Raw genomic sequence first — 23,845 nt, forward strand, 5'->3', positions numbered from 1 at the left:
GATTCTTCAAAACGGCCCGCGCACTATACGCCCCTGTCCCGGCGGGCCGAGAGCCCCGTGCGCATGGCGGCTACGACCACGGCAAGGCCTCCCAGCAGCATGCCATAGGTTTCCGGCTCCGGCACCGCCGCGATCTGCACGGTCATCACCAGGTTGCTGACCTGGAGCGAGGCACTGGCGTCATACAGTTGATCCCAGCAGTGATCCGTGCAGACCAGTGCCTGGTAGCCCAGCGCCGTGGCGCTCACCGTGTTCGTGAATTCAAGCACCGACCGGCCTTCGATCGACTGGCCGGTCGTGACGGAAAATGCCTGGGTGCCGGCAAAGTCGTCTCCGGCGGCCCGATGGTATCCGGAGCCGCCCTGGATCCCCCAGCTGATATCGAAGTAATTGCCCGCAAACGGATACGGATCCGGATTCGTGCCTGGCGGCGGTGCCGTCACATCGAGCGTGCCCGCTGCGATGCCGCTGAACGTCAGCGAAGTGATGCGATAACCCGCGCGCACGTCGAACTGCAGCGCCGAGAAGTTGTACAGGTGATTCTCGGCGATCCCCTCGTAGCCGGCCTTGACGCTGACTTTTTCCGGCGTCAGGAATCCATCCATCGACACGCTGAGCGTATTGCCCGTATCCGATATCACTTTCATGTCGAGCGGAAGCATGGTGTCGAGCGTGGCGATGCCGAGATTCGTGGCGGTCACGCTGCCGGCGCCATGCGCTGTGCCGGCCGACAACGCCAGGCCGAGCACCAGGCTGACAATCGTTCTTTTCATGGTTTCTCCCTGTTGTTTGCAAAACGCGGTGTGGCAACACCCTGCTGCCGCGCGAAAAGATAACAGCAGGAAGCGCTGTCGAAACTCACGAAAAGTAACAAACAGCCTGTATATTTTTACAACGTTCGGCAGGCCCCAACCGGCGCGGCGACCTGCGATCCGGTGGACAGGAAACGGCGGCGTGCCGCGATGCCGAGCAGCCCGACACCGGCCAGCAGCATGCCCCATGTCGACGGTTCAGGCACCGGGGAAACCTGCACGGTCAGCACGGCATCGTGCCAGTTCAACGAGGCATAGGATTTATAGTAAACGAAGCCTTCGGCATCATCCCCGTCATACCAATACGAAACACCCGACAAGGCGGAGAGAGAAGCTTCGCTGTTGATATTCATCGTGAAGGCACCTTCGAGAGGCAGATTCGCATTCAACTGAAGCTGCCGATCGCCGTTGAGGTCCTTCACGGCATGTTGTTCCATCGAGACCGATTGACCGCCCTGGACGAAACCCCAGTTCATGGAATATGCATTGTTCGCCTCGCCAGGCGTGCCCCTTGCCGGCGGCACACCCACCTTGAGTACGCCGGTGATGGTGCCGGTCAAAGTCATCGAAGTAATGCGGTAGCCGTCGCGCACGTCAAAATCGAACGACGGAGATTCCCAATTCATGAATTCTGCCGGAAATCCTGCGTCGTAAGACGTTATATCCCATAGCCTGCTGCCGGAGGCGACATTGAATCCATTCACGGCGATACGGGCCGTGCCACCGACATCGGAGAGCAGGCTGAGGTTGTTGTAGGGCGGGGTATATCCCGGAATGCTCATCACGAATCCGGCAGCGTCAATCCGCTGCTCCGCATGGACAGCGACACTCGTGAATGTTGTCACGCCAAGCACAAGCGCGATGAGAGTTTGACGCATGAAAGCCTCTTGAAATGTGGCACCCGATCGGGTGAAGCGTGCATTCTACACAAGGGGCAGCTCGACGATTCTCACCAAAACCCACTTGATCGAATTATTTTTTTTGCAACTAGATTGTCGCTGGCGCATCGTGCTCCATGTGCCAGCCAGCCCGGCCAGCGCGGCCAGCGCGGCCAGCGCGGGCAAGGATTCTCGCACCCAGGGACAGTTCATGAATGGAAATAATCGGCGGGGATTACAGTCTGGGGCGTTCCAGTGGAGTTCGGGCGCCTCTCGGGCACGACGCAAAAAAGCTGATGAAAGTGACAATCCGCGAGAATGCGCGAATATCGAAAATGATATCTTGCGTTGGACCGATGGCGGACATCGCTCCGCTCCCGGCCCAACCTGTCAACCCTATCCCATGATCGCCATGAAAATATCGAGAACGACGTTGCTCGCCGGCGCCGCACTGATGCTCGGCACCACCGCGACCGCCGCAACCATCGACACCCATTCCTTTACTTTCCAGACCAGCTCAAGCGATCTGGTGCTGTTGTCCGAAACCGCAACGACGGCGCAGATCCAGATCAACAGCCTTGCCTGGAGTGCGGATTCCGCAAATATCGATTCCGGCGGCAGCTCGCTGAATGCGATATTCGATGCCACCGTGAAGGAGGGCTACCGGATCACGTCCTTCACGATCAGTGCGAATCTGACGGGAGTGCTGGACGTTGTCCCCCTGGGTCCGGGCTGCGGGCAGACAGTGGCTTCCTGCCGGCTGGGCACCGCTACCAACCGGGCCGAGCTGCGTTGGGTAATGCGGGACGGTTCGGCCGAGGCGCTTGTCGAACGTCGCGACTTCGCCGGGCAGGAAGTGCTGTCCGCGACGACCGCCCTGCCGCTGTCACTCCAGGGAGAATTCAGCTTTGTTACCGAGAGTACCCTGTACGTGGCAGCTACGGACGGCGAGGTCTACCAGCAGGGCAGCGATCTAACGACGTATTTCCCAAGCAGGGCGTTCGCCGGGTTCAGCAGTCCCGTCGTTCTGACCGTGCAGGTTGCCGCGGTACCCGAACCTGGCACGTATGCCATGCTGCTGGCGGGCCTTGGCCTGCTCGGCTGGATAGCACGGAGCAAGGGTCGCGCGGGGGCGGCCTAAAACCGTTTGTCCCCAAAAAAACGGCGCGACATCCGCGCCGTTTTTTTTGACAATTTATTTTGACAACTTACTGACCCAGCGCGGCGATGCCGGCCCTGGCGATCTGCGCATCCTGGTCGGATTTCACGCCCGACACGCCCACGGCGCCGATCGAGTGACCATCCACCACGATATTGACGCCGCCTTCGAGCAGGCCTTCCACTTCCGGTGCCGTCAGGAACGCATAGCGGCCGTTGTTGATCACGTCTTCGTAGACCTTGGTTTCGCGGCGGCCCAGGGCCGACGTTTTTGCCTTGGCCGGCGCGATGTGCGCGGTCAGCGGTGCTGCGCCGTCGAGGCGCTGCTGCCACAGCAGGTGGCCGCCGTCGTCGACGATCGCGATCGACACCGCCCAATCGTTGGCCAGCGCTTCCGCTTCGGCTGCGGCGGCGATTTTCTTCACATCGGCGAGTGTCAGGTAAGGCTTGCTTTGCATGTTTCTTCCTTCGGTTGATGAATCTGAATCTGTAATACCCGTCACTTCACGGCGACGGCCGGCGCTTCCCGGCGCGCCTTCAGTTTCTGCTTGATCTGGGGCATCAGTGCCAGCGTGGCTTTCTCGCCGGCCTGCATGGCCCGCGCCCGGCTGGCGAAATCGTTGCTGGCCATGTTGCCCAGCGGCGGCTGGATCACCACGTCGGCATCGCGCAATTCGTACTGGTTGATGCGCTGGCCCATGATCGAGAAGGTCTGCATGATCACTTCCAGCGACGACACGGCGGCCTGCGCCTCGGTCTGCGTGCTGATGTTGACGGCGATGATGAACTCGGCGCCCATTTCCTTCGTGAAGCGCACCGGCACCGGCGCCACGAGGCCGCCGTCCACGTAGGTGCGGTTGCCGATCGTGACCGGCTGGAACACGCCCGGCACGGCCGAGCTGGCGCGCACCGCCTGCCCCGTGTTACCGCGCGCAAACATGATCGGCTGGCCGGTCTTCAGGTCGGCGGCCACGGCGCCGAACGGCAGCTTCAGTTTTTCGATCGGGCGGTTGTTGACCGCCTTGTTGACGTAACTCTGCAGCGCCACGCCTTTCAGCACGCCGGACTTGCTGCCGAACAGCGGTAGCGCCCAGTCGGAGATCGCCGCCTCGTCCATGTCGTAGGCCATCTTCTGCAAGGCGCCGGCATTGTTGCCGGCGGCGTACAGCGCACCCACCACGCTGCCGGCACTGGTGCCGACGACCACGTCGGCCATGATGCCGTTCGCTTCGAGCGCCTTGATCACGCCGATGTGGGCAAAGCCGCGCGCGGCGCCGCCGCCCAGCGCCAGCCCGATCTTCACCTTGCGCAGCGGCGCGGCGGGCGGCTGCAGGATCGGCGTGGAGTCGCCCAGCGCCGGGGGAATCACGGGCGGCAATGCGGCAGGCATGCCCGGCGCGGGCAGCCCGGCCACGGGGGGCGCGACCGGCGCGGTGGGAGAATCATTCCGGGGAGCGCCGCCGCAGCCGGCCAGCAGGACCGCAGCCAGCGCGCACGGCAAGGCGTAGTGGGCGGAACGGGCGGCCAGTCGTTTCAGGAACATCGGAGTCAATCTGCTCGGGTTGGGCGCCGCGCCGGGGTGGACCGGCGCGGTCAAACGGCAGATTGTATCAGTTCGCGGCCAGCGCGGCCGTGCGTCGCGGCGCGGCCGAGAGCGCCTTCGGCATGTTCACCGTGAACGTGCTGCCCTTGCCCGGCTCCGAGCTGATCGACAGCGTGGCGTTGTGGCGCAGCAGCACGTGCTTGACGATCGCCAGGCCCAGGCCGGTGCCCTGCGTTTCGCGCGAACGGCTCTTGTCGACCCGGTAGAAGCGCTCGGTGAGCCGCGAGATGTGCTCGGGGCTGATGCCGATGCCGGTATCGCGCACCGTGAAGCGCACGCCGGCGGCGGTGTCTTCCCATTTCAGCGACACGGTGCCGCCGGCCGGCGTGTAGCGCACCGCGTTCGCGGCCAGGTTGCCGAACGCGCTGTACAGTTCTTCCTGGTTGCCCATCACATCGCTGCCGGCCACCTCCAGCGTGATCTCGTGCTTGCCGCCCGACAGCGCCAGCGCATCGCGTCGCACCTTGGTGAGCAGCTTGTCGATGTCCACGTGCTCGGAGCGCATCGGGTGGTCGATCGATTCCAGGCGCGACAGCGTGAGCATGTCCTCGATCAGGTGCTGCATCCGGTAGGCCTGGTCCATCATCAGCTTCAGGTGCGCCTGGCGCGTGCCCTCGTCGAGCTGCTCGGCGGCGGCGATCTCCAGGAAGCCCAGCACCACGGTCAGCGGCGTGCGCAGCTCGTGCGAGGCGTTGGCCACGAAATCGCGCCGCATCATGTCGGTGCGCTCCGATTCGGTGACGTCGTGCGTGACCAGGATCTGCCGGCGGTTCTCGAACGGAATGATGTGGGTGATCAGCTTGCGGCCGCGAAACGACAGCGTCAGCGGCTGGTCGTAGCGGCCCAGGATCAGGTAATCCATGAAATCGGGGCTGCGCACCAGGTTGGTCACGCGCATGCCCTTGTCGCGGTCGTGCCGCAGGCCCAGGTGTTCTTCGGCGGCCGGATTGCACCATTCCAGGAACAGCACGTCGTCCATGATCACCACGCCGTCGGGCAGCAGGTGCATCGCCTGGCGGAAGCGGGCCAGCCATTCGGTCAGCTCGGCCTGGTTTTTCTCGTCGTCGCGGCGCAGCCGGTAGAGCCGGGAAAACACCGGCGTCCACTCGCCCCAGCCGTCGGGCAGGTGCGAACTGCTCGGCGCATCCAGCCAGCCGGACAGCTGGTACAGGTAGTGCAGCTGCACCAGCACCATCGCGGCCAGGCCGGCCAGCGCTGTCCACAGTGCCGGCAGCACGCCGAACCACCACCACAGCAGGCCGATGCCGAACGCGCCGGCACTCATCTGGATGGCCACCGGCACCCAGAACACCAGTTTTGGATTCATGTCTTTTCAGATAACATGTAGCCCACGCTGCGCACCGTCTTGATCAGGTGTTCGGCCTCCTTCAGCGCCTTGCGCAGCCGCAGCACGTGCACATCCACCGTGCGCTCCTCGATCACCACGTGGTCGCCCCACACCTTGTCGAGCAGCTGGCTGCGCGAGAACACGCGCTCGGGGTGCGCCAGGAAGAACTTCAGCAGCTTGTACTCGGCATGGCCGATATCGATCTTGCCCTGCCCCAGCGACACGGTGCAGCTGATCGGATCGAGCGTGATCGGGCCGGCGCGCATCGCCGCGTCGGCATGTTCGGGGCTCTTGCGGCGCAGCAACGCACGCGAGCGGGCCAGCAGTTCGCGCGGCGAGAACGGCTTGGTGATGTAGTCGTCCGCCCCACTGTTCAGGCCGGCCAGCTTGTCTTCCTCCATGCTCTTCGCCGTGAGCATGATGACGGGAATGTCGGCGAAGTGCCGGTCGCCGCGAATGCGCGCCAGCAGGCGCAGGCCGGTCTGGTCCGGCAGCATCCAGTCGAGCAGGATCAACTGCGGCTTGCGCTCATGGATGAAATCCCACGCTTCCTGCGTGCTCTGCACCGCGCTCACGTTCCAGCCCGACTCGCGCAGCGAGAACGTGACCAGTTCGACAATCGCCGGTTCGTCTTCAACAATCAGTACTGTCGTTTTATCCGCTGCCATCTCTGTTTCATTCTTCCTTCGTTGCTTCGTTCGCCACGAGCGTGGCGGCCCGGCTGTGCCGGATGTCCACGCCTTCGACCACGTAGATCACGTATTCGGCGATGTTCTTGGCATGGTCGCCGATGCGCTCGATCGCCTTGGCGACCCACATCGTGTCCAGCGCAGCTGAAATTGTACGCGGATCTTCCATCATGAACGTGATCAGGTTGCGCATGATGGTGCGGAATTCGTGGTCGATCACGGCATCCTGGGCGATCAGCGCCAGGGCCTGGGTCTGGTCGTTGCGGGCGAACGCGTCCAGCGCGTCGTGCAGCATGTCGCTGGTGGCGGTGGCGATGTTGCGCACCATCTCGTAGTGATTGACCGTGACGGCGCCGCGGCTGTGCAGGCTTTTCGCCGTGCGCGCGATCTTCGTGGCTTCGTCGCCGATGCGCTCCAGGTCCGTGATCACCTTGATCGTGGCCATGATCGTGCGCAGGTCGTTGGCGGCCGGCTGGCGGCGCACGATCAGGTGGCTGCACTGGTCATCCAGCTGCACTTCGAGCTGGTTCACGGCGTCGTCTTCGCGGATCACGCGTTCGGCGCGCTCCACGTTGCCGATGCGGAAGCACGTCATCGCATCGAGGAATTGCGTTTCAACCATGCCGCCCATCAGCAGCACCTTCGAGCGGATCGCTTCCAGGTCGTGGTCGTATGCCTTCGAGGAATGTTCACCCATCATGGCCCTGCTCCTTGTCTGTACTTGTCGATCAGCCGAAGCGGCCGGTGATGTAATCCTGCGTTTCCTTGCGGGCCGGATTCATGAAGATCTGGTCCGTTTCGCCGAACTCGACCAGCTCGCCCAGGTACATGTAGGCGGTATAGTCGGAGCAGCGGGCGGCCTGCTGCATGTTGTGGGTGACGATGGCGATCGTGTAGTCCTGCTTCAGTTCGCTGATCAGTTCTTCCACCTTCGACGTGGAAATCGGATCGAGCGCCGAGGTCGGCTCGTCGAGCAGCAGCACGTCCGGTTTCACGGCCACGCCGCGGGCGATGCACAGGCGCTGCTGCTGGCCGCCGGACAGCGACAGGCCGCTCTTGCCCAGCTTGTCCTTCACCTCGGTCCACAGCGCGGCCTTCTTCAGCGCCCATTCCACGCGCTCGTCCATCTCGCCCTTCGACAGGTTTTCGTACAGGCGCACGCCGAAGGCGATGTTGTCGTAGATCGACATCGGGAACGGCGTCGGCTTCTGGAACACCATGCCGACCTTGGCGCGCAGCATGTTCACGTCTTGCGCGCCTTCCAGGATGTTGGTGCCGCGGTAGGCGATCGTGCCTTCGGCGCGCTGGCCCGGGTACAGGTCGTACATGCGGTTCAGCGTGCGCAGCAGCGTGGACTTGCCGCAGCCGGACGGGCCGATAAAGGCCGTTACCTGGCGCTCGCGGATGTCCAGGTTCACGTTGTGCAGGCTGCGCGTCTTGCCGTAGTAGAAATTGAGATTCTTGATCTCGATGATCGTCGATGCCTGCTTCGCCGTTGCATTCATTTGTACATTCGCTTGCGCGTTCATGTGCGGTTCTCTTGGTATGTAATTCGAATGAATTCGAATGATTAATTCGGGATTTTCTGCGTGAAGACGGTACGCGACAGGATGTTCAGTGCCAGCACGCTGAACGTGACCAGCAGCGCCCCGCCCCAGGCCAGCTCGCGCCAGTTGTCGTACGGGCTCATCGCGAACTGGTAGATCACGTATGGCAGGTTGGCCATCGGCTTGTTCATGTCGGCATTGAAGAACTGGTTCGAGAGCGCGGTGAACAGCAGCGGCGCCGTTTCGCCGGCCACGCGGGCCACGGCCAGCAGCACGCCCGTCACCACGCCGGCCTTCACGGCGCGCAGGCGCACCGTCATGGCCACCTTCCAGCGCGGCGCGCCCAGCGCGAACGCGGCTTCCAGCAGGCTGTTGGGCACCAGGCGCAGCATGTTGTCGGTGGTGCGCACCACCACCGGCACGGCGATCAGCGTCAGCGCGATCGACCCGGCATAGCCGGAGAAGTGGTTGACGTTGGCCACGTACAGCGCGTAGACGAACAGGCCGATCACGATCGACGGCGCGGACAGCATGACATCGGTCACGAAGCGGGTGATCGAGGCGACCTTGTTTTCTTCGCCGTATTCGGCCAGGTAGATGCCGGCCAGGATGCCGATCGGCGTCGACACCAGCGTCGACAGGCCGACCATCAGCAGGCTGCCGACGATCGCATTGAGCAGGCCGCCGCCGTCGCTGCCGGGCGCCGGCGTGGTTTCGGTGAACAGCGCCGGCGTCAGCGCCGCGAAGCCGTTGATCAGCAGCGTGGCGAGGATCCACAGCAGCACGATGACGCCGATCGACATGGCGGCGACCGACATGGCGATGCCGATCCGGTGCGTCCACAGGCGCCGGCGATAGACGGGATTCATGCGGGACTTGAGGGCGGACGCTTGCATTATTTGACACCTTCTTTACGGGACATGCCGGCCAGCATCAGCTTGGCGGCGGTCAGGACGATGAACGTGATCACGAACAGGATCAGTGCCAGCGCGAACAGCGACGATACGTGCAGCGTGGTGGCCGCTTCGCCGAATTCGTTGGCCAGCGTGGATGCGATGCTGTTGCCCGGGGCGAACAGCGAGGCCGACAGCTTGTTGGCGTTGCCGATCACGAACGTGACGGCCATCGTTTCGCCCAGTGCGCGGCCCAGGCCCAGCATCACGCCGCCGACCACACCGGTCTTGGTGTACGGCAGCACGATCTTGCGCACCACTTCCCAGCGCGTGCAGCCCAGGCCGTACGCCGATTCCTTCAGCACGGCCGGCACGATCTCGAACACGTCGCGCATCACCGAGGAGATGAACGGGATGATCATCACGGCCAGGATCAGGGCGGCGGTCAGGATGCCGATGCCCATCGTGGGGCCGGAGAACAGCACGCCGATCAGCGGCAGCTGGCCCAGCGTGGCCTTCAGGAACGGCTGCACGTAGTCGCCGAACAGCGGCACGAACACGAACAGGCCCCACATGCCGTAGATGATCGACGGCACGCCGGCCAGCAGCTCGATCGCCGTGCCCAGCGGGCGCTTCAGCCATGGCGGGCAGATCTCGGTCAGGAACAGGGCGATGCCGAAGCTGACCGGGAACGCGATCAGCAGCGCGATGCCGGCGGTGGACAGCGTGCCCACGATGGCGATCAGCGCGCCATACTGGTCGTTAATGGGATCCCATTCGACGCGCGTGATGAAGCCGGGGCCGAATTCCTTCAGTGCCGGCCACGCGCCGATCGCCAGCGAGGCGATGATGCCGATCAGCACGAACAGCACGGACAGGGCGAACACCATCGTCGTCTTGTGGAAGATCCAGTCCTGGATCCGCTGCCGGCGCATCACGGATAGCATCGCCGCGTGCGACACGGTGGACACCGCCTGCGTCTCCGCCTCGGGGACGGAAGTCATTTCTGCACTCATGGACATAGTTTTGGAAGTTTTTTTTAAAATAGGCTAACCGGGAGTTCCCCGCTGAGGCATTCAGCCGAGCATCCCCCGGTTAGCCCCCTCGGGCAACCGAGGGAGCAGGATCGTTCGATCAGTACAGCGCTTTGCCCGATGCGTCTTTCAGGCTTGCCTTCCAGGCGGCCTGGACTTGCTTGACGACGGTGTCCGGCAGCGGCACGTAGTCCAGTTCGACGGCAGCCTTGTCGCCGTTGGTGAAGGCCCAGTCGAAGAACTTGACGACTTCCTTGCCCTTGGCGGCATCAGCCTGCTGCTTGTACATCAGGATGAACGACACGCCGGTGATCGGCCACGACTGCTTGCCGGCCTGGTCGGTCAGCACCACGCCGAAGCCCGGGGTCTTGGTCCATTCGGCATTGGCGGCGGCGGCCTTGAAGTTCTCGTCGTCCGGCTGCAGGAACACACCATCCTTGTTGCGCAGCTGGGTGTGCTGCATCTTGCTCTTCTTGGCGTAGGCCCACTCCACGTAGCCGATCGCGCCCTTGATACGCTGCACGTTGGCGGCCACGCCTTCGTTGCCCTTGCCGCCCACGCCGGTCGGCCATTTCACGGCGCTGTTGGCGCCGACTTTCGACTTGAATTCCGGGTTGGTCTTCGACAGGAAGTCCGTGAACAGGAACGACGTGCCCGAGCTGTCCGCGCGGTGCACCACGGTGATATCTTCGGCCGGCAACTTGACGCCGGCGTTCAGCGCGACGATCGCCGGGTCGTTCCACTTGGTGATCTTGCCGAGGAAGATGTCGCCGACCACCTGGCCGGTCAGTTTCAGCTGGCCCGGCGCGATGCCGTCCAGGTTCACCACGGTGACCACGCCGCCCATGATGGCCGGGAATTGCATCAGGCCTGCTTCATCCAGGTCTTCCGCTTTCAGCGGCATGTCCGACGCGCCGAAATCGACGGTTTTTGCCTTGATCTGCTTGATACCCGCACCAGAGCCGACCGAAGCGTAGTTCAGGCCATTGCCGGTGGAAGCCTTGTACTGCTCGGCCCACTTGGCATAGATCGGATAAGGGAAGGTTGCACCAGCGCCGGTCATGTCCGCTGCGGCGGCGGTTGTGAAGGCCACTGCTGCGGAAGCGCCTACGATGAGGGAGGCCATCAACTGTTTCATACGCATATCAAAGTTCCTCTTTCAGGGGGTGGGGTTTGAATGGAGCGGAGTCTAATCACGCAATGTGACGGCTTTATGACATGTTTGGCAGAAGTTGAAATATTTGACGATCTTTGCTGTCATATTTCTCCGTGTATCATGTAACAAAGTTTCCAAGCCGTTGAATCCATGGAGGTTTCTATGCATCACATAGCCCTCATAGCGTTATTGGATTGTCATGTTGTTGTCACATTTCCTGTCTAGACTGTCATGAGCGTCAGCGCTGCCATCGGTAGCGCTACAATCTTGTTAGAATGAATAGAAAAAGAACCAAGACCATGAAGCCCGAGATCCGTGCGGAAGCCACGCGTCACAGTCTGTTTCTCGACCGTGAACTCTCCCAACTGGCGTTCAACCGCCGCGTGATGGCACAGGCCGAGGATCCCTCGATCCCCGTGCTCGAGCGCCTGCGCTATCTATGTATTACGTCCAGCAACCTGGATGAATTCTTCGAAGTGCGCGTGGCCAGCCTGCTGGCCGCGGCCACCGTGGACGGCAAGCTGTCGGAACACCCTTCCCTCACCGCCAATCTGAACCGCGTATCGTCCGAATGCCATGCGCTGGTCGCACGGCAATATGACATCCTGAATACCCAGATCCTGCCGCTGCTGAAGGAGCACGGCGTGCACCTGCTGCGCAACACCGAGCGCAACGAGGCGCAGCGCGCCTGGATCAAGGATTACTTCGAGCGGGAAGTACGCCCGCTGCTGACACCGATCGGCCTCGATCCCGCCCACCCGTTCCCGCAAGTGGTCAACAAGAGCCTGAACTTCATCGTGGCGCTGTCGGGCAAGGATGCGTTCGGCCGCGGCACGGCGATCGCGATCATCAAGGCGCCGCGCGTGCTGCCGCGTGTCATCAAGCTGCCCGATGAACTGTCGGACAAGCCGGGCACCTGCTTCTGCCTGCTGTCGTCGATCATCCATGCCCACATTTCGGACCTGTTTTCCGGCCGCGAAGTGATGGCGTATTCGCAGTTCCGCGTGACGCGCGACTCCGACCTGTGGGTGGACGAGGATGAAGTGAAAAACCTGCGCCAGGCGCTGAAAGGCGAATTGCAGGGCCGTCAGTTCGGCCGCTCGGTGCGCATCGAGGTGGCGAAGAACTGCCCGCCCGAACTGTCGCAGTTCCTGCTCGACCAGTTCGACCTGGACCGCAGCCGGCTTTACCAGGTGGATGGCCCGGTCAACATGGTGCGGCTCAACGAGATCATCGAGCACACGAAAAATCCCGAGCTGCGCTTCGCGCCGTTCATGCCGGGCGTGCAGCCGACCGGCGGCGACATCTTCGCCGCGCTGCGCAAGCAGGATATGCTGCTGCACCACCCGTTCCAGTCGTTCCAGACGGTGATCGACTTCATCCGCCAGGCCGCTACCGACCCCTGCGTGGTGGCGATCAAGCAGACTGTCTACCGCACGGGGATGAACTCCGACCTGATGGAAGCGCTGATCACCGCAGCCCGCTTCGGCAAGGAAGTGACCGTGATCGTGGAACTGATGGCCCGCTTCGACGAGGAAGCCAATATCAACTGGGCCGACAAGCTGGAACAGGCCGGCGCCCAGGTGGTGTACGGCGTGGTCGGCCTGAAGACGCACGCGAAGATCGCGCTGGTGATCCGCCGCGAAGGCACGGCGGACAACACCGCGCTGCGTTACTATGCCCACCTCGGTACCGGCAACTACCACCCGACCACCACCAAGTTCTATACCGACTTCGGCATGCTGACGTGCGACCCGCACCTGGGCCGCGACGTCAACGAAGTGTTCATGCACCTGACCAGCCTGGCCAAGCCGCACAAGCTGCACCATATCTGGCTGGCGCCGTTCGCGCTGCAGAGCGAGATCATCAAGGCGATCCGCAACGAGGCAAAGATCGCCAAGTCCGGCAAGCCGGGCCGCATCATCGTCAAGGTCAATGCGATGGTGGACGAATCGGTGATCCGCGCGCTGTACGCGGCCTCCCAGGACGGCGTGAAGATCGACCTGATCGTGCGCGGCGCCTGCACGCTGCGGCCGGGCGTGCCGGGGCTGTCGGAAAACATCAAGGTGCGCTCGATCATCGGCCAGTTCCTCGAGCACAGCCGCATCTATTACTTCCGCAACGACCTGGCGCACGACATGTACCTGGCCAGCGCCGACTGGATGAGCCGCAACCTGTTCCGCCGCATCGAGGTGGCCTTCCCCGTGCTCGACCGCGCGCTGAAGCGGCGCGTGATGGCCGAGGGCCTCAATCCCTACCTGAAGGATAATACGAACGCGTGGGAGCTCGAATCGGACGGCCACTACCAGCGCCGCAAGCCGCGCGGCAAGCAGGCACCGTTCAGCGCCCAGCAATACCTGATGCAGTCCCTCGGCACCGCGGCCGAATAGTTACCTGGTTAATGAAAGGAAATCGATGGACCTGATCCTGTGGCGTCACGCCGAAGCCGAAGATGGCCACGAAGGCCTGCCGGACCTGGAACGCGCGCTGACGTCGAAAGGCCAGAAACAGGCCAAACGCATGGGCAAGTGGCTTGATTCGCAACTGCCCGACAATTCGCGCATCCTCGTCAGCCCGGCCGTGCGCACGGTGCAGACGGCCGAAGGCCTGGGCCGCAAATACAAGGTCAATGCCGAGCTGGCGCCGGACGCGGCACCGGAAGCGATCCTGCAGGCAGCCAACTGGCCGGCGAGCAAGGAAACCGTGGTGATCGTGGGCCACCAGCCAACGCTGGGCCAAGTCGCCGCGCTGCTGCTCACGGGCGAGGCGCTGGACTTCGAGATGAAGAAAGCAGCCGCCTGGTGGTTCGTGCAGCGCGAGGCCGACGACCCGGCCAGCCTGTACCTGAAGGCAGTGATGGCGGCCGACCTGGTCGTCAAATGATGTAACCGAAAGGCGCCTTGCAATGCCGGAATCGTCTGCTACAGTTCAAGCGTAACACCCCCGGTACTTGTATCAACGTAGCGTCACACTCAGGAGCAGCCTGCCGAAAGGTCGGCTGGTTTATCATGCCAACTTACCTGACGATCGGCATCTTCATTGCAACCGTCGCGCTGATCGCCTTTGAAATCATTTCCGAAGGCCGTGGTGGCCATAACAAACTGACCGACCGCTATCACGAAGAATAGCGAACGCTGCACTAGCAGACAGGCAAGGCTCCGCAGCAGCCCGTAGGGATACGGTCTGGGGTTGGAGCCTTCAGTTTTTTGGAGCATAGCCCTGTCGAAAATGGAATACGGCTCGGGCCAGCGGTCCTGGTCGACCTCACCCCCACCAATCGAGCATCATCCCCGTCCCACCCATCTGCTCCTGCGCCGTGTACATCGTCGCCAGCGCCTGCGCCTGGATGGTCAGCGTCTGCGCCATCCGCGCGCGGCGGTCGGATAACTGCTCCAGGTCGCGCGACGCATAGTCCTGGGCGCGGCGGACGAGGCCGTTCTCGGCCGTCAGCGTTTCCAGTTTCGCGTCGATCCGGTCCGCCAGCCCCCTGCCCTCGTTGGTGAACAGTTTCGCCACGCCGTCGGCATCGGTGGCGATCGCGGCTTTCAGTTTGATGTCGTCCAGCGCCAGCATGCCATCCGCACCCCGTGAAATGCCGACGTCGGCCAGCGCCCGTGCGCTGCTCGAACCGTCGAGCCGGACGAGAGCGGCAAGCTGGGCCGACACCCGCGCCAGCGCGGGGTCGCCATCCAGCGCGCCGTCCTGCAGCGATGCCAGCTTGGCCGACAGATCGTTGTAGCCTTTCACGAACGCCGCCACGTTTTTGGCGATCTGGCTGCTGTCCTGGGTGATCGTCACCTTGCTTTCCCCTTCGCCGGTCAGGGTCAGCGTGGTGCCCTCGATGGCGCCGGTGATGGTGTTGGTGCTGCTGGTGTAATCCTTGCCGGCGACCGACACGAGCGCATCCTGCGCGGCCTGGGCCTGCGCCATGCCGCCGGCGCGCGGGTTGTCCGGATCGAAACCGAGCGCGGCCTTCAGGGCGGGGTCGCCGCTGACGCTGATCGACAACGTCCGCGCCGCGCCCTCCTCGCCGTTGATCTGCAGCGCGTAGCCGCCGCTGGCTTTCACAACGGTGGCGTTGACGCCCGCATCCTTCAGCGCGGCGGCAATGCCTTCCAGCGTGTTGTTGCTGCTGTCGATCGTGACGGTTTTCGCGGTGCCGGCATTGGCCTGGAAGCCGTCGGTGCCGAGCGTGCCCCATTCGAGCTCGACGGTGGCCGTCATGCCGCTGCCGAGCGTGGAGCTGGCGGAAAGCGATGTACCGCTGTTCAGCACCTGGCCCTGGGCCAGCTGGCGGACGTCGACCTTGTACTGGCCGGGCCTGGCGGCCGCACCGGTTACTGCTGTCAGCACGCCCGTTTCCGAGGACGATGCGGACGTGGACACGCCGGCGCCGGCAAGGCTCTCGGCAAGCGCTTCGAAAACATCCAGTGCGCTCTGCAGCTGGCCGAGGCCGGAGAGCCGGGTCTGGCTGCTGGCCAGGCTGGCATTAAGGAGGGCGATGTTGTTCTGCTGGGGCGCCAGCGCCTGCTGCACGCGTGCCGCCACCGTGGCCGACAGCGCCGTGCTGTTGGTGACCGTGCCGGCGGTGCCGGTCCCGGTCGCGCCGGTGGTGCCGGCACCAAACAGCGTGGTAAACGCATTGGTCCCGTACTGGGTCGCAAGCATATTGCTGACGTTCGTAACCATGGGCAGCCCTCCGATGTCGAATCATTATGATCCCATCGCGCCCGCGAATCAAAAGAAGCGAACAGAACGGGACTTGCCCTGTTGTCTTCCGGTTAATTCAACAAAGTGAATCAACAACTGAACATCAGCGCACGAACCTGGCGATGGCGTCCGTCGCTTCCGGGGTCAACGGCAGGAACACGAAGCCGATCTTGAACTCGTTGCCGCTGAAGATGCAATGGCTGACCTTGGCGCGGCAGGTGATGATCTGCGGCTTGCCATCGACCAGCATTTCGAACACGACCTGGCCAGCCTGACCGGCTTCCACCTTGGTCCCGGCCGTGACGGACATCCCGGCCAGGCCGAGATCGAACGTACGGGCGGCAAACGGCGCATCGCGATCGATGACCACCATGGCTCTCACGCGCAGGATCTTGCGCGCGCCCTGCCTCTGATCGACTAACACTTCTGAACCCTCTTGAAAATAAAAACGGCCGGCAAGGCCGACCGCTATTTTACTGCGCAAAAGACAATCTTGCACTGATGCACAACTCCCTTACTGCAATTCGCGCAGGCGGTTGAAGGCATCATCGATGCGATCCACGGCGATGATCGTCATGCCCTCGATCGGCTGCTTCGGCGCATTGGCTTTCGGGATCATTGCGATCGAGAAGCCCAGCTTGGTCGCCTCGCGCAAGCGTTCCTGTCCGCGCGGCGCGGGGCGGATCTCGCCAGCCAGGCCCACCTCGCCGAACACCACGAAGCCGCGCGGCAGCGGCTTGTTGCGCATCGAGGAATTGATCGCCAGCAGCACCGCCAGGTCGGCCGCCGGCTCGGTGATCTTCACGCCGCCCACCGCGTTGATGAACACGTCCTGGTCGAACGCGGCGATGCCGGCGTGCCGGTGCAGCACCGCCAGCAGCATCGCCAGCCGGTTCTGCTCCAGGCCCACGGACAGGCGGCGCGCGTTCGGCAGGTGGCTCGCATCGACCAGCGCCTGGATTTCCACCAGCAGCGGCCGGGTACCCTCCTGCGTCACCATCACGCACGAACCGGGCACCTGGTTGTCATGCTGCGACAGGAACAGCGCCGAGGGATTCGATACGCCCTTCAGGCCCTTCTCGGTCATCGCGAACACGCCCAGTTCGTTGACGGCGCCGAAGCGGTTCTTGATGGCCCGCACCAGCCGGTAGCTGGAATGGCTGTCGCCCTCGAAATACAGCACCGAATCGACGATATGCTCGAGCACGCGCGGGCCGGCCAGCGCGCCCTCTTTCGTCACGTGGCCGACGAGGATGATCGTGATGCCGGTCTGCTTGGCCACGCGCGTGAGCTGCGCGGCACACTCGCGCACCTGCGCCACCGAGCCGGGGGCGGACGTGAGCGCATCGGAATACACGGTCTGGATCGAGTCGATGACGGCCACCTGCGGCTTCAGGTCGCCCAGCGTCTGCAGGATCTTCTCCAGCTGGATCTCGGCCTGCAGCTTGAATTCCTTCGCATCGATGGCCAGGCGCTTGGCGCGCAGCGCGATCTGCGCGCCGGACTCCTCGCCCGACACGTACAGCACGCTCTTGATGTGCGACAGGTTGGCCAGCGCCTGCAGCAGCAGCGTCGACTTGCCGATGCCCGGATCGCCGCCGATCAGCACCACGCCGCCGGCCACCAGGCCGCCGCCCAGCACGCGGTCGAATTCCTCGATGCCGGTGCCGAAGCGCGGCACGTCGAGCGCCTCGATCTCGTTGAGCGACAGCACCGGCGCGGTCTGCGCCAGCGCCTGGTGCGATTGCGACATGCGGTTCACGCCGGCGGACTCGATCACGGTCTCCACCATCGTGTTCCACTGCCGGCATGCCGGGCACTGGCCGGTCCATTTGCTGGTCGTGCCGCCGCATTCGCTGCACGTGTACTGGGTTTTCGCCTTGGCCATCAGTCTTCCCTCACCTGCACGCGCGGCGCCACCGCGCACATCAGTTCATAGCCGATCGTGCCCGCCGCGGCGGCCACATCGTCGATCGGCAGGTCTTCGCCCCACAGCACCACGCGGCTGCCCACGCGCGCCGTATCGATGCCCGTCAGGTCGACCGCCATCATGTCCATCGACACGCGGCCCACGGTGCGGGTGCGCATGCCGTCCACGACCACCGGCGTGCCGGTCGGCGCGTGGCGCGGATAGCCGTCCGCGTAGCCGCAGGCCACGGTGCCGATGCACATCGCGCGGTCCGCCTCGAAGCGGCTGCCATAGCCGACGAAATCGCCCGCCTCGATATGCTGGATGCCGATCAGTTCACTTTCCAGCGTCATGGCCGGCCGCAGGCCGTAACCGGCCGCGCTGCCGCCGCCCGGCGTGCCGCCATACAGCATGATGCCGGGGCGGATCCAGTCGCTGACAAGCTCGTTTTTCAGCTCCGGCATGCGCAGCACGCCGGCCGAGTTGGCCTGGCTGCGCGGCGCGTGCAGGCCGGCCGCGCCTTCGTCGAAGCGCCGGATCTGCTCGTGGATCGGCAGGCATTCGTGGGTCGCTTCGTCGGCATTGGCGAAGTGCGTCATCAGCGTGATCGTGCCCACGTGCGGGATCGCCCGCAGGCGCGCATAGGCGGCGCCGAATTGCGCGGGCTTGAAGCCCAGCCGGTTCATGCCGGTGTTCATTTTCAGGTGCACGTCGACCGGCCGCGCCAGCGGCGTGGCTTCGAGCAGCGCGATCTGTTCCAGGCAGTGGGCCGTGCCGTTCAGCTGATGGTCGGCCATGGCGTGCAGGTCGGCCGCGTCGAACCACCCTTCCAGCAGCAGGATCGGCCGGGTCCAGCCCATCTCGCGCAGGCGCACCGCATTGTCGAATTCGATCAGCGCCAGGCCGTCGGCATCGGCGAAGCCGCGCAGCGCGCGCTGCAGGCCGTGGCCATAGGCATTGGCCTTGACAACGGCCCACGCTTTCGAGCCGGGGGCGCAGGCGCGCGCGCGCGCCAGGTTATGCTGCATCGCAGCGACATGGATGGTTGCAACAATCGGCCTGGGCATGGCATCGACGGTGAAAGAAGAAGCGGGCATTTTACCGCACACGCCGCCGTAGCCACCGCGCGTGGGCGTTCCCTTATGCGGGGCTTAAGAGCATGGTGCCGGGGCATGCAGGACGCCCACAGCGGTCCGCAGCAGCCCCGCTACGGGCCGCCGTGGATGCGGCTGCGCAGCAAGCGAACGACCATTCGCTTTGCTCCGCCGTTTTCTTTGGAAAGCATATCTTTCATGGTATAAAGCAAGCCGATATCAGTTTTCAGGCCTATCCACAATGAATCGTGGTTTTTATACCATCATGGCGGCGCAGTTCTTTTCGTCGCTGGCGGACAACGCCTTGCTGTTCGTCGCGATCGACCTGCTGATCACGATGAATTCGCCGGCATGGATCACGCCGCTGCTGAAATTCCTGTTCGTGCTGTTCTATGTGCTGCTGGCCGCATTCGTGGGCGCCTTCGCCGACGCGCTGCCGAAAGGCCGCGTCATGTTCATCGCCAACCTGGTCAAGATCTTCGGCTGCGCGGTGCTCTTTTATGAAGTGCATCCACTGGCCGCCTACGCCATCGTGGGCATCGGCGCGGCGATCTATTCGCCGGCCAAGTACGGCATCCTGACCGAACTGCTGCCGCCCGAAAAACTGGTGGCGGCCAACGGCTGGATCGAGGGCCTGACGATTTCCTCGATCATCCTCGGCACCGTGATGGGCGGCGCGCTGGTCAGCGACCGCGCCGAAGCGATCATGGGCAGCTGGAATATCGGCATCGACAATCCCGCCTACGGCGCCCTGATGATCGTGGGCGTGCTGTATGTCGCCGCCGCGCTGTTCAACCTGCGCATTCCACTGACCGGCTGCGTGTATCCGCACCAGGAGCGCAACCCGGTGCGGCTGATCGAGGACTTCGCCAACTGCTGCGTGATCCTGTGGCGCGACAAGCTGGGCCAGATCTCGCTGGCCGTTACCACGCTGTTCTGGGGCACCGGCGCCACGCTGCAGTTCATCGTGCTCGAATGGGCCAAGCAGTCTCTGGGCATGAGCTATGAAAAGGCCACCACGATGGTGGGCCTGGTGGGCCTGGGCGTGACGGTGGGCGCCGTGATGTCGGCCAAGCTGATCACGCTGCGCAAGTCGCTGTCGGTGATCCCGCTCGGCATCGCGATGGGCTTCATGGTGATGACGATGGCCTTCATCCACACGCCGGTGCTGGCCTACCCGATGCTGATCGTGATCGGCGCGCTGGCCGGCTTCTTCGTGGTGCCGATGAATGCGCTGCTGCAGCACCGCGGCCACGTGCTGATGAGCGCCGGCCACTCGATCGCCGTGCAGAACTTCAACGAGAACCTGTCGATCCTGACGATGCTGGCCATGTATTCGCTGATGCTGCGCATGGACCTGGCGCTGAACACGATCATCGTGATGTTCGGCCTGTTCCTGTCCGGGACGATGATCGCCATCAAGCGGCTGCACGCGGCCAACCAGCGCGAGCACGATTCGCTGGCGCTGATCGGCGAACACAAACACTAAGAGCCGCAACACAAGCCGCATCTGGCGTCAGACACTTTTTCCGCATGACTCTCCCGGAAAAGGTGTCCGACACCGGTTTTCCTGCGACGCCACCCCGTTCTTCAAACAGACAATCCGCGTCCCGCCACCCGCCGCAGCGCCGCCTGCGCGGGCCACTCGTCGCGCACGATGAACGCCCGCGCCTCTTCCAGCAGCCAGCCGTCTTCCTCCCGTATCGTCGCCACCATCACGGGTGACGGGTCGACGTCGAACTTTTTCGCCAGCAGGGCAGCCAGCTCGCCACGCGGGAGCGGCGCAGGCACGGCCGCCAGCGCGTCGCCGGCACGCACCTTCAACGGCGCCAGCCAGTGCAGGCGCGGCATCACCACGAAACGCGCTCCGGCACCCGCCCTCTCGCCCGCATGGGCAAACCCCGACAGCGTATGCCAGCGCCCGCGGCAGTGGCCGGGCGTGATGCCGGGCACCACGGGCTCGCTTTCGGGCGGATGGAACAGCCAGCCCTTGACCAGCGCCTGGGCCGTGGTGACCGGCCGCGGCAACACTTCCTGCGCGGCGGGATGCCATGCCAGTTCGAGTTGCTGTTCGAAGATCTTGCGCATCTTGCGCCCGAGGGTATCGGCCAGGTTCGGGCCGACCAGCAGGTCGAAGTCGTTCGTGTCGACACCGCTGTCGAGCAGGTAGAACTTGGTGGCGAATTCGATGTGGCGCAGGCCGCCGTCCGGCTCGTCGAGCAGGAAGTCGAATTCGCCCACCGTTTCCTTGCCGACCTTGTGCGTGGTGCGCACCTGCAGGCCGTGCGCCGCCAGCACGCCGCGCTGCGCGAAATGGAAGGCCATCAGCTTTTCGGCATACAGGCCCAGGCGCGAATAGACGCGGCCGCCCAGCGCGGCATCGAGCGGCGCCGGGTCGGCCTCGAGCGCCGCCAGCCACGCCTCGACCTCCGGCGCGACCGCGCCGAGCGAGGCGATGCGGCCATGCCAGCACGGCGCATGCGCGTCGAGCAGGTCGGGCGCGTCGAGCAGCCAGGCCAGCGCCCGCACGTGCGGGCGCGTCAGGTGCCGCCAGCGGCGCTCGAAGCGCGCCTGGTAGTGCAATGTATCGGTGCAGTCAGCGGCCATGGGCGGAACGCGCCAGGCAGAGGTCGGCCCAGGCCCTGGCCTTGTCTTCCGGCTTCTTCAGCAGGTCGGCCGGGTGGAACGTGGCGACGACCGGCAATTCTCCATACTTGAGCACCTTGCCGCGCGCCGCCACGCCGAGCAGGCCCTTGGCGGTCACGCCGCCCAGCGTCAGCGCCAGGCCGGCGCCGGTCAGCGCCAGCTCGCGCTGCAGGTATGGACGGCATGCCGCCAGTTCGTCCGCGCCCGGCAGGCGTTCGCCGCCATCGTCCGCCACGGGGCGGCACTTGACGAGCGTGGTGACATAGGCGCCCTTCTGTGCCGACAGGTCGACCGCGCGCAGCATGTTGTGCAGCAGCTGGCCCGGCGGGCCGGCAAGCGGCTCGCCGGCTTCCTCGTCGGCCAGGGTGGGCGCGGTGCCCAGCACGAGCCAGCGCGCACGCTTGTCGCCGTGGCCCGGCACCGCCGCGCGGCGCGTTTCGCACAGCCTGCAGCGCGTGCAGCGACGCACCGCGGCCTGCAGTTCGGGCAGTTCCATCGCCGCGATCTCCTCGTCGGTGATCGCGGTTTGCACGGGCGCGCGCTGCACCGGCGCGGCGGCCGGCACGGTGTCGAACCACGACGTGTCTTCATCGCCCGGCGGCGCCTCGGCCTTCGCGCGCGGCGGTGCCGGCTGCTTCAGCGTGGGCGCCTTCGGCGGCGGTGCCGGGGCATTGTCGAACCAGGCGTTGTCGTCGTCCGATGCGGCCGGCGCCGACGCCGCTGCCGGCGCAGGTGCAGGTGCAGCAGGCGCGCGGGCCGGAATCGACGCTGGTGCCGGCGCCGGCGCGGCAACGACAGCGGGCGCAGCGACGGCGGCCCGCGGTTCGACGGCCGCCGGGACTACGGCGGCAGCCGCCGGCTCCTCGTCGGCAAGCCCGGCATCGTGACCCGGCGCGGCATGCGCGCGGCTGCGCAGCAGCCACCGTGGACCGACACCCATCTCCTGCAGGAATGCGTTGCTGCGTTGCGTGATGCTCATAACGCGATCCGCATCACGATGGCGTCCTCGCGCGTGCCGTTCGCGGCCGGGTAATAGCCCTTGCGGCGGCCGATCTCCGTGAAGCCGTAGCGACGGTAGATCTCGAGCGCGCGCACGTTCGACGGCCGCACTTCCAGCAGCATCGATTCCATGCCGAGGCCGCGCGCGCACGCCGCGGACTGGTTCAGCAGGAAGCGCCCCAGCCCCTTGCGCTGCCACCGCGATGCCACGGCCACGTTCAACAGGTGCGCCTCGTCGACCACGCCCATCACGAGGAAGTAGCCGAGCAGCTCGCGCGACGCATCGCGCAGGACCCAGGCGTGATAGCCGTGCTTGAGCGAGTCGGCGAAATTGGTGCGCGTCCACGGATGCGGGTAGACGCTGTATTCGACTGCCACCACTTCGTCGAGGTCGGCCTGTTGCATCGGTTCGTACACCAGGCGCGCGAGATCCCAGGTCGGGCGCTGCGTCATGACGCCACCCCGGACGCCACCCCGGACGCCACCCCGGACACCACCCCGGATGTCAGCCCGGATGCCACCCCCGGTGCGGGCTCGGCTGCAACCGCGGCCGCCTTGGCATCGTTGATCACGGCGCGCTCGGCCTTCGTGTAGGCAACCTTGTTGCGCAGGTACAGCGGCTGCGCGTCCGCGGCCGGCACACCCTGCCCGGCCGCGAACCCGGCTGCGCCCAGCCGCGCGACCTGCGCCGCGTGCGGCAGCACCGTGGTGTCGGCGGCGGTGGCGAACGACCGGCCGGCGAACGCTTCCGGGTAGGCCGTGAAACCGTTGCCGCAGGCCTGTGGCATGCCCTGCGCTTCCGTCCATCCCGGCGCCACATCCGCCGGCGCCGTGAGCATGGGCGGCACGACGGCAACGGGCGTTTCGCCATCGAAACGGTACTGTGCCCAGTACACCTCGTTCATCCGCGCATCGAGCACGGCCAGCACTTCCGTGGCGCCATGCCGTTCGTGGCAGGCCAGCGCCATCGCATCGAGCGTCACAACCGGCACGAGCGGCAGGCCGGCGCCGAAGCCCAGGCCCTGGGCGATGCCGCAGGCGGTGCGCACGCCGGTAAACGAACCGGGGCCGGCGCCATAGGCGATCGCGTCGCAGGCCGCCAGCGCGATGCCCGCTTCGGCCAGCAATTCCTGCACCATCGGCAGCAGCGAGGCCGAGTGCGTGCGCACGCCGTCGGCACTGCGAAAGGTCAGGCGGCCGTCGTGCAGCAGCGCGCAGGAAGCCAGTTCGGAAGATGTTTCAAGGGCGAGAATGGTAGGCATCAAGATCGGCAAGGCAAAGGCACAAGCCGTATTTTACCTCGTGCGGGCGCGGCGGCCCGCTGCCCCGGGCCGATAAAGCCGGCGGACATTCTTCCTGGCCGATCGCG

General features: G+C 64.7%; 23 protein-coding genes. 4 read left to right on the forward strand and 19 right to left on the reverse strand.

Annotated elements, in window-relative coordinates; translation table 11 throughout:
• Positions 1-23: 23 nt before the first annotated feature.
• Together GJV26_RS30060 and GJV26_RS03620 are read right to left on the reverse strand one after the other, a co-directional pair.
• Complete coding sequence (locus tag GJV26_RS30060; RefSeq protein WP_189442257.1) at positions 24-773, reverse strand: PEP-CTERM sorting domain-containing protein; 750 nt, start codon at positions 771-773, stop codon at positions 24-26.
• Positions 774-889: 116 nt separating this feature from the next.
• Positions 890-1,690, reverse strand: coding sequence for a PEPxxWA-CTERM sorting domain-containing protein (locus tag GJV26_RS03620; protein ID WP_229419158.1), 801 nt, complete (start codon positions 1,688-1,690; stop codon positions 890-892).
• Positions 1,691-1,775: 85 nt separating this feature from the next.
• On the opposite strand from GJV26_RS03620, the gene GJV26_RS30065 reads away from it, so the two are divergent.
• Complete coding sequence (locus GJV26_RS30065) at positions 1,776-2,831, forward strand: PEP-CTERM sorting domain-containing protein (protein WP_229419159.1); 1,056 nt, start codon at positions 1,776-1,778, stop codon at positions 2,829-2,831.
• Positions 2,832-2,898: 67 nt separating this feature from the next.
• On the opposite strand, the gene GJV26_RS03630 is transcribed toward GJV26_RS30065, so the two are convergent.
• The 9 genes from GJV26_RS03630 to pstS form a co-directional block, all read right to left on the reverse strand.
• On the reverse strand, positions 2,899-3,306 hold the full coding sequence (locus GJV26_RS03630; protein WP_155707630.1) for a GlcG/HbpS family heme-binding protein: 408 nt from the start codon (positions 3,304-3,306) through the stop codon (positions 2,899-2,901).
• A gap of 41 nt (positions 3,307-3,347) precedes the next feature.
• Entirely contained in the window at positions 3,348-4,391 is a 1,044-nt protein-coding gene (locus GJV26_RS03635; protein WP_155707631.1) for a patatin-like phospholipase family protein, read from the reverse strand.
• Positions 4,392-4,458: 67 nt separating this feature from the next.
• Positions 4,459-5,778, reverse strand: a complete 1,320-nt coding sequence (gene phoR / locus GJV26_RS03640) for a phosphate regulon sensor histidine kinase PhoR (protein ID WP_155707632.1) — start codon at positions 5,776-5,778, stop codon at positions 4,459-4,461.
• A complete protein-coding gene (locus GJV26_RS03645) occupies positions 5,775-6,467 on the reverse strand; it encodes a response regulator (protein WP_155707633.1) in 693 nt (230 codons plus the stop codon). The genes phoR and GJV26_RS03645 overlap by 4 nt, the downstream gene beginning before the upstream one ends.
• A gap of 7 nt (positions 6,468-6,474) precedes the next feature.
• A complete protein-coding gene (gene phoU / locus GJV26_RS03650; RefSeq protein ID WP_155707634.1) occupies positions 6,475-7,188 on the reverse strand; it encodes a phosphate signaling complex protein PhoU in 714 nt (237 codons plus the stop codon).
• A 28-nt stretch (positions 7,189-7,216) separates the two neighbouring features.
• A complete protein-coding gene (gene pstB, locus GJV26_RS03655) occupies positions 7,217-8,017 on the reverse strand; it encodes a phosphate ABC transporter ATP-binding protein PstB (RefSeq protein ID WP_155707635.1) in 801 nt (266 codons plus the stop codon).
• A gap of 41 nt (positions 8,018-8,058) precedes the next feature.
• Positions 8,059-8,931 carry a phosphate ABC transporter permease PstA gene (gene pstA / locus GJV26_RS03660; protein WP_155707636.1) on the reverse strand — a complete coding sequence of 291 codons (873 nt, stop codon included), beginning with the start codon at positions 8,929-8,931 and terminating at the stop codon, positions 8,059-8,061.
• Positions 8,931-9,932 carry a phosphate ABC transporter permease subunit PstC gene (gene pstC / locus GJV26_RS03665; protein WP_189442259.1) on the reverse strand — a complete coding sequence of 334 codons (1,002 nt, stop codon included), beginning with the start codon at positions 9,930-9,932 and terminating at the stop codon, positions 8,931-8,933. Before pstC ends, pstA begins: the two co-directional genes overlap by 1 nt.
• 130 nt (positions 9,933-10,062) lie before the next feature.
• Positions 10,063-11,106, reverse strand: coding sequence for a phosphate ABC transporter substrate-binding protein PstS (pstS, locus tag GJV26_RS03670; protein WP_155707638.1), 1,044 nt, complete (start codon positions 11,104-11,106; stop codon positions 10,063-10,065).
• Positions 11,107-11,417: 311 nt separating this feature from the next.
• Here pstS and ppk1 point away from each other — a divergent pair, with 311 nt between their 5' ends.
• Positions 11,418-13,508: a polyphosphate kinase 1 gene (gene ppk1 / locus GJV26_RS03675; RefSeq protein ID WP_155707639.1), complete on the forward strand. Its 2,091-nt coding sequence runs from the start codon at positions 11,418-11,420 to the stop codon at positions 13,506-13,508.
• Positions 13,509-13,533: 25 nt separating this feature from the next.
• Positions 13,534-14,001, forward strand: a complete 468-nt coding sequence (sixA, locus tag GJV26_RS03680; protein WP_155707640.1) for a phosphohistidine phosphatase SixA — start codon at positions 13,534-13,536, stop codon at positions 13,999-14,001.
• Positions 14,002-14,382: 381 nt separating this feature from the next.
• Here the strand turns inward: sixA and fliD are convergent, their stop codons facing one another.
• The 4 genes from fliD to alr all read right to left on the reverse strand — a co-directional run bounded on the left by fliD (position 14,383) and on the right by alr (position 18,804).
• Positions 14,383-15,807, reverse strand: a complete 1,425-nt coding sequence (fliD, locus tag GJV26_RS03685; protein WP_155707641.1) for a flagellar filament capping protein FliD — start codon at positions 15,805-15,807, stop codon at positions 14,383-14,385.
• A gap of 124 nt (positions 15,808-15,931) precedes the next feature.
• Positions 15,932-16,252, reverse strand: coding sequence for a PilZ domain-containing protein (locus tag GJV26_RS03690; protein ID WP_189442261.1), 321 nt, complete (start codon positions 16,250-16,252; stop codon positions 15,932-15,934).
• Between the two features lie 90 nt (positions 16,253-16,342).
• Positions 16,343-17,716, reverse strand: a complete 1,374-nt coding sequence (radA, locus tag GJV26_RS03695; protein WP_155707642.1) for a DNA repair protein RadA — start codon at positions 17,714-17,716, stop codon at positions 16,343-16,345.
• Positions 17,716-18,804, reverse strand: a complete 1,089-nt coding sequence (gene alr, locus GJV26_RS03700; RefSeq protein ID WP_155707643.1) for an alanine racemase — start codon at positions 18,802-18,804, stop codon at positions 17,716-17,718. Before alr ends, radA begins: the two co-directional genes overlap by 1 nt.
• 268 nt (positions 18,805-19,072) lie before the next feature.
• Here alr and lplT point away from each other — a divergent pair, with 268 nt between their 5' ends.
• Positions 19,073-20,320, forward strand: coding sequence for a lysophospholipid transporter LplT (lplT, locus tag GJV26_RS03705; RefSeq protein WP_155707644.1), 1,248 nt, complete (start codon positions 19,073-19,075; stop codon positions 20,318-20,320).
• Between the two features lie 101 nt (positions 20,321-20,421).
• Here lplT and GJV26_RS03710 read toward each other — a convergent pair whose 3' ends face one another.
• The 4 genes from GJV26_RS03710 to tsaB are packed head-to-tail and all read right to left on the reverse strand — an operon-like array spanning position 20,422 to position 23,738.
• Entirely contained in the window at positions 20,422-21,438 is a 1,017-nt protein-coding gene (locus GJV26_RS03710; RefSeq protein WP_155707645.1) for a DUF1853 family protein, read from the reverse strand.
• Entirely contained in the window at positions 21,428-22,456 is a 1,029-nt protein-coding gene (locus GJV26_RS03715; protein ID WP_155707646.1) for a uracil-DNA glycosylase, read from the reverse strand. Before GJV26_RS03715 ends, GJV26_RS03710 begins: the two co-directional genes overlap by 11 nt.
• Positions 22,453-22,929 (reverse strand): ribosomal protein S18-alanine N-acetyltransferase, encoded by a 477-nt coding sequence (rimI, locus tag GJV26_RS03720; RefSeq protein WP_155707647.1) that lies wholly within the window; start codon positions 22,927-22,929, stop codon positions 22,453-22,455. The genes GJV26_RS03715 and rimI overlap by 4 nt, the downstream gene beginning before the upstream one ends.
• Positions 22,926-23,738 carry a tRNA (adenosine(37)-N6)-threonylcarbamoyltransferase complex dimerization subunit type 1 TsaB gene (gene tsaB, locus GJV26_RS03725; protein ID WP_155707648.1) on the reverse strand — a complete coding sequence of 271 codons (813 nt, stop codon included), beginning with the start codon at positions 23,736-23,738 and terminating at the stop codon, positions 22,926-22,928. The genes rimI and tsaB overlap by 4 nt, the downstream gene beginning before the upstream one ends.
• Positions 23,739-23,845 lie beyond the last annotated feature (107 nt).

The organism is Pseudoduganella dura (genome assembly GCF_009727155.1).
In the GTDB taxonomy this organism is placed as follows: domain Bacteria; phylum Pseudomonadota; class Gammaproteobacteria; order Burkholderiales; family Burkholderiaceae_D; genus Rugamonas; species Rugamonas dura.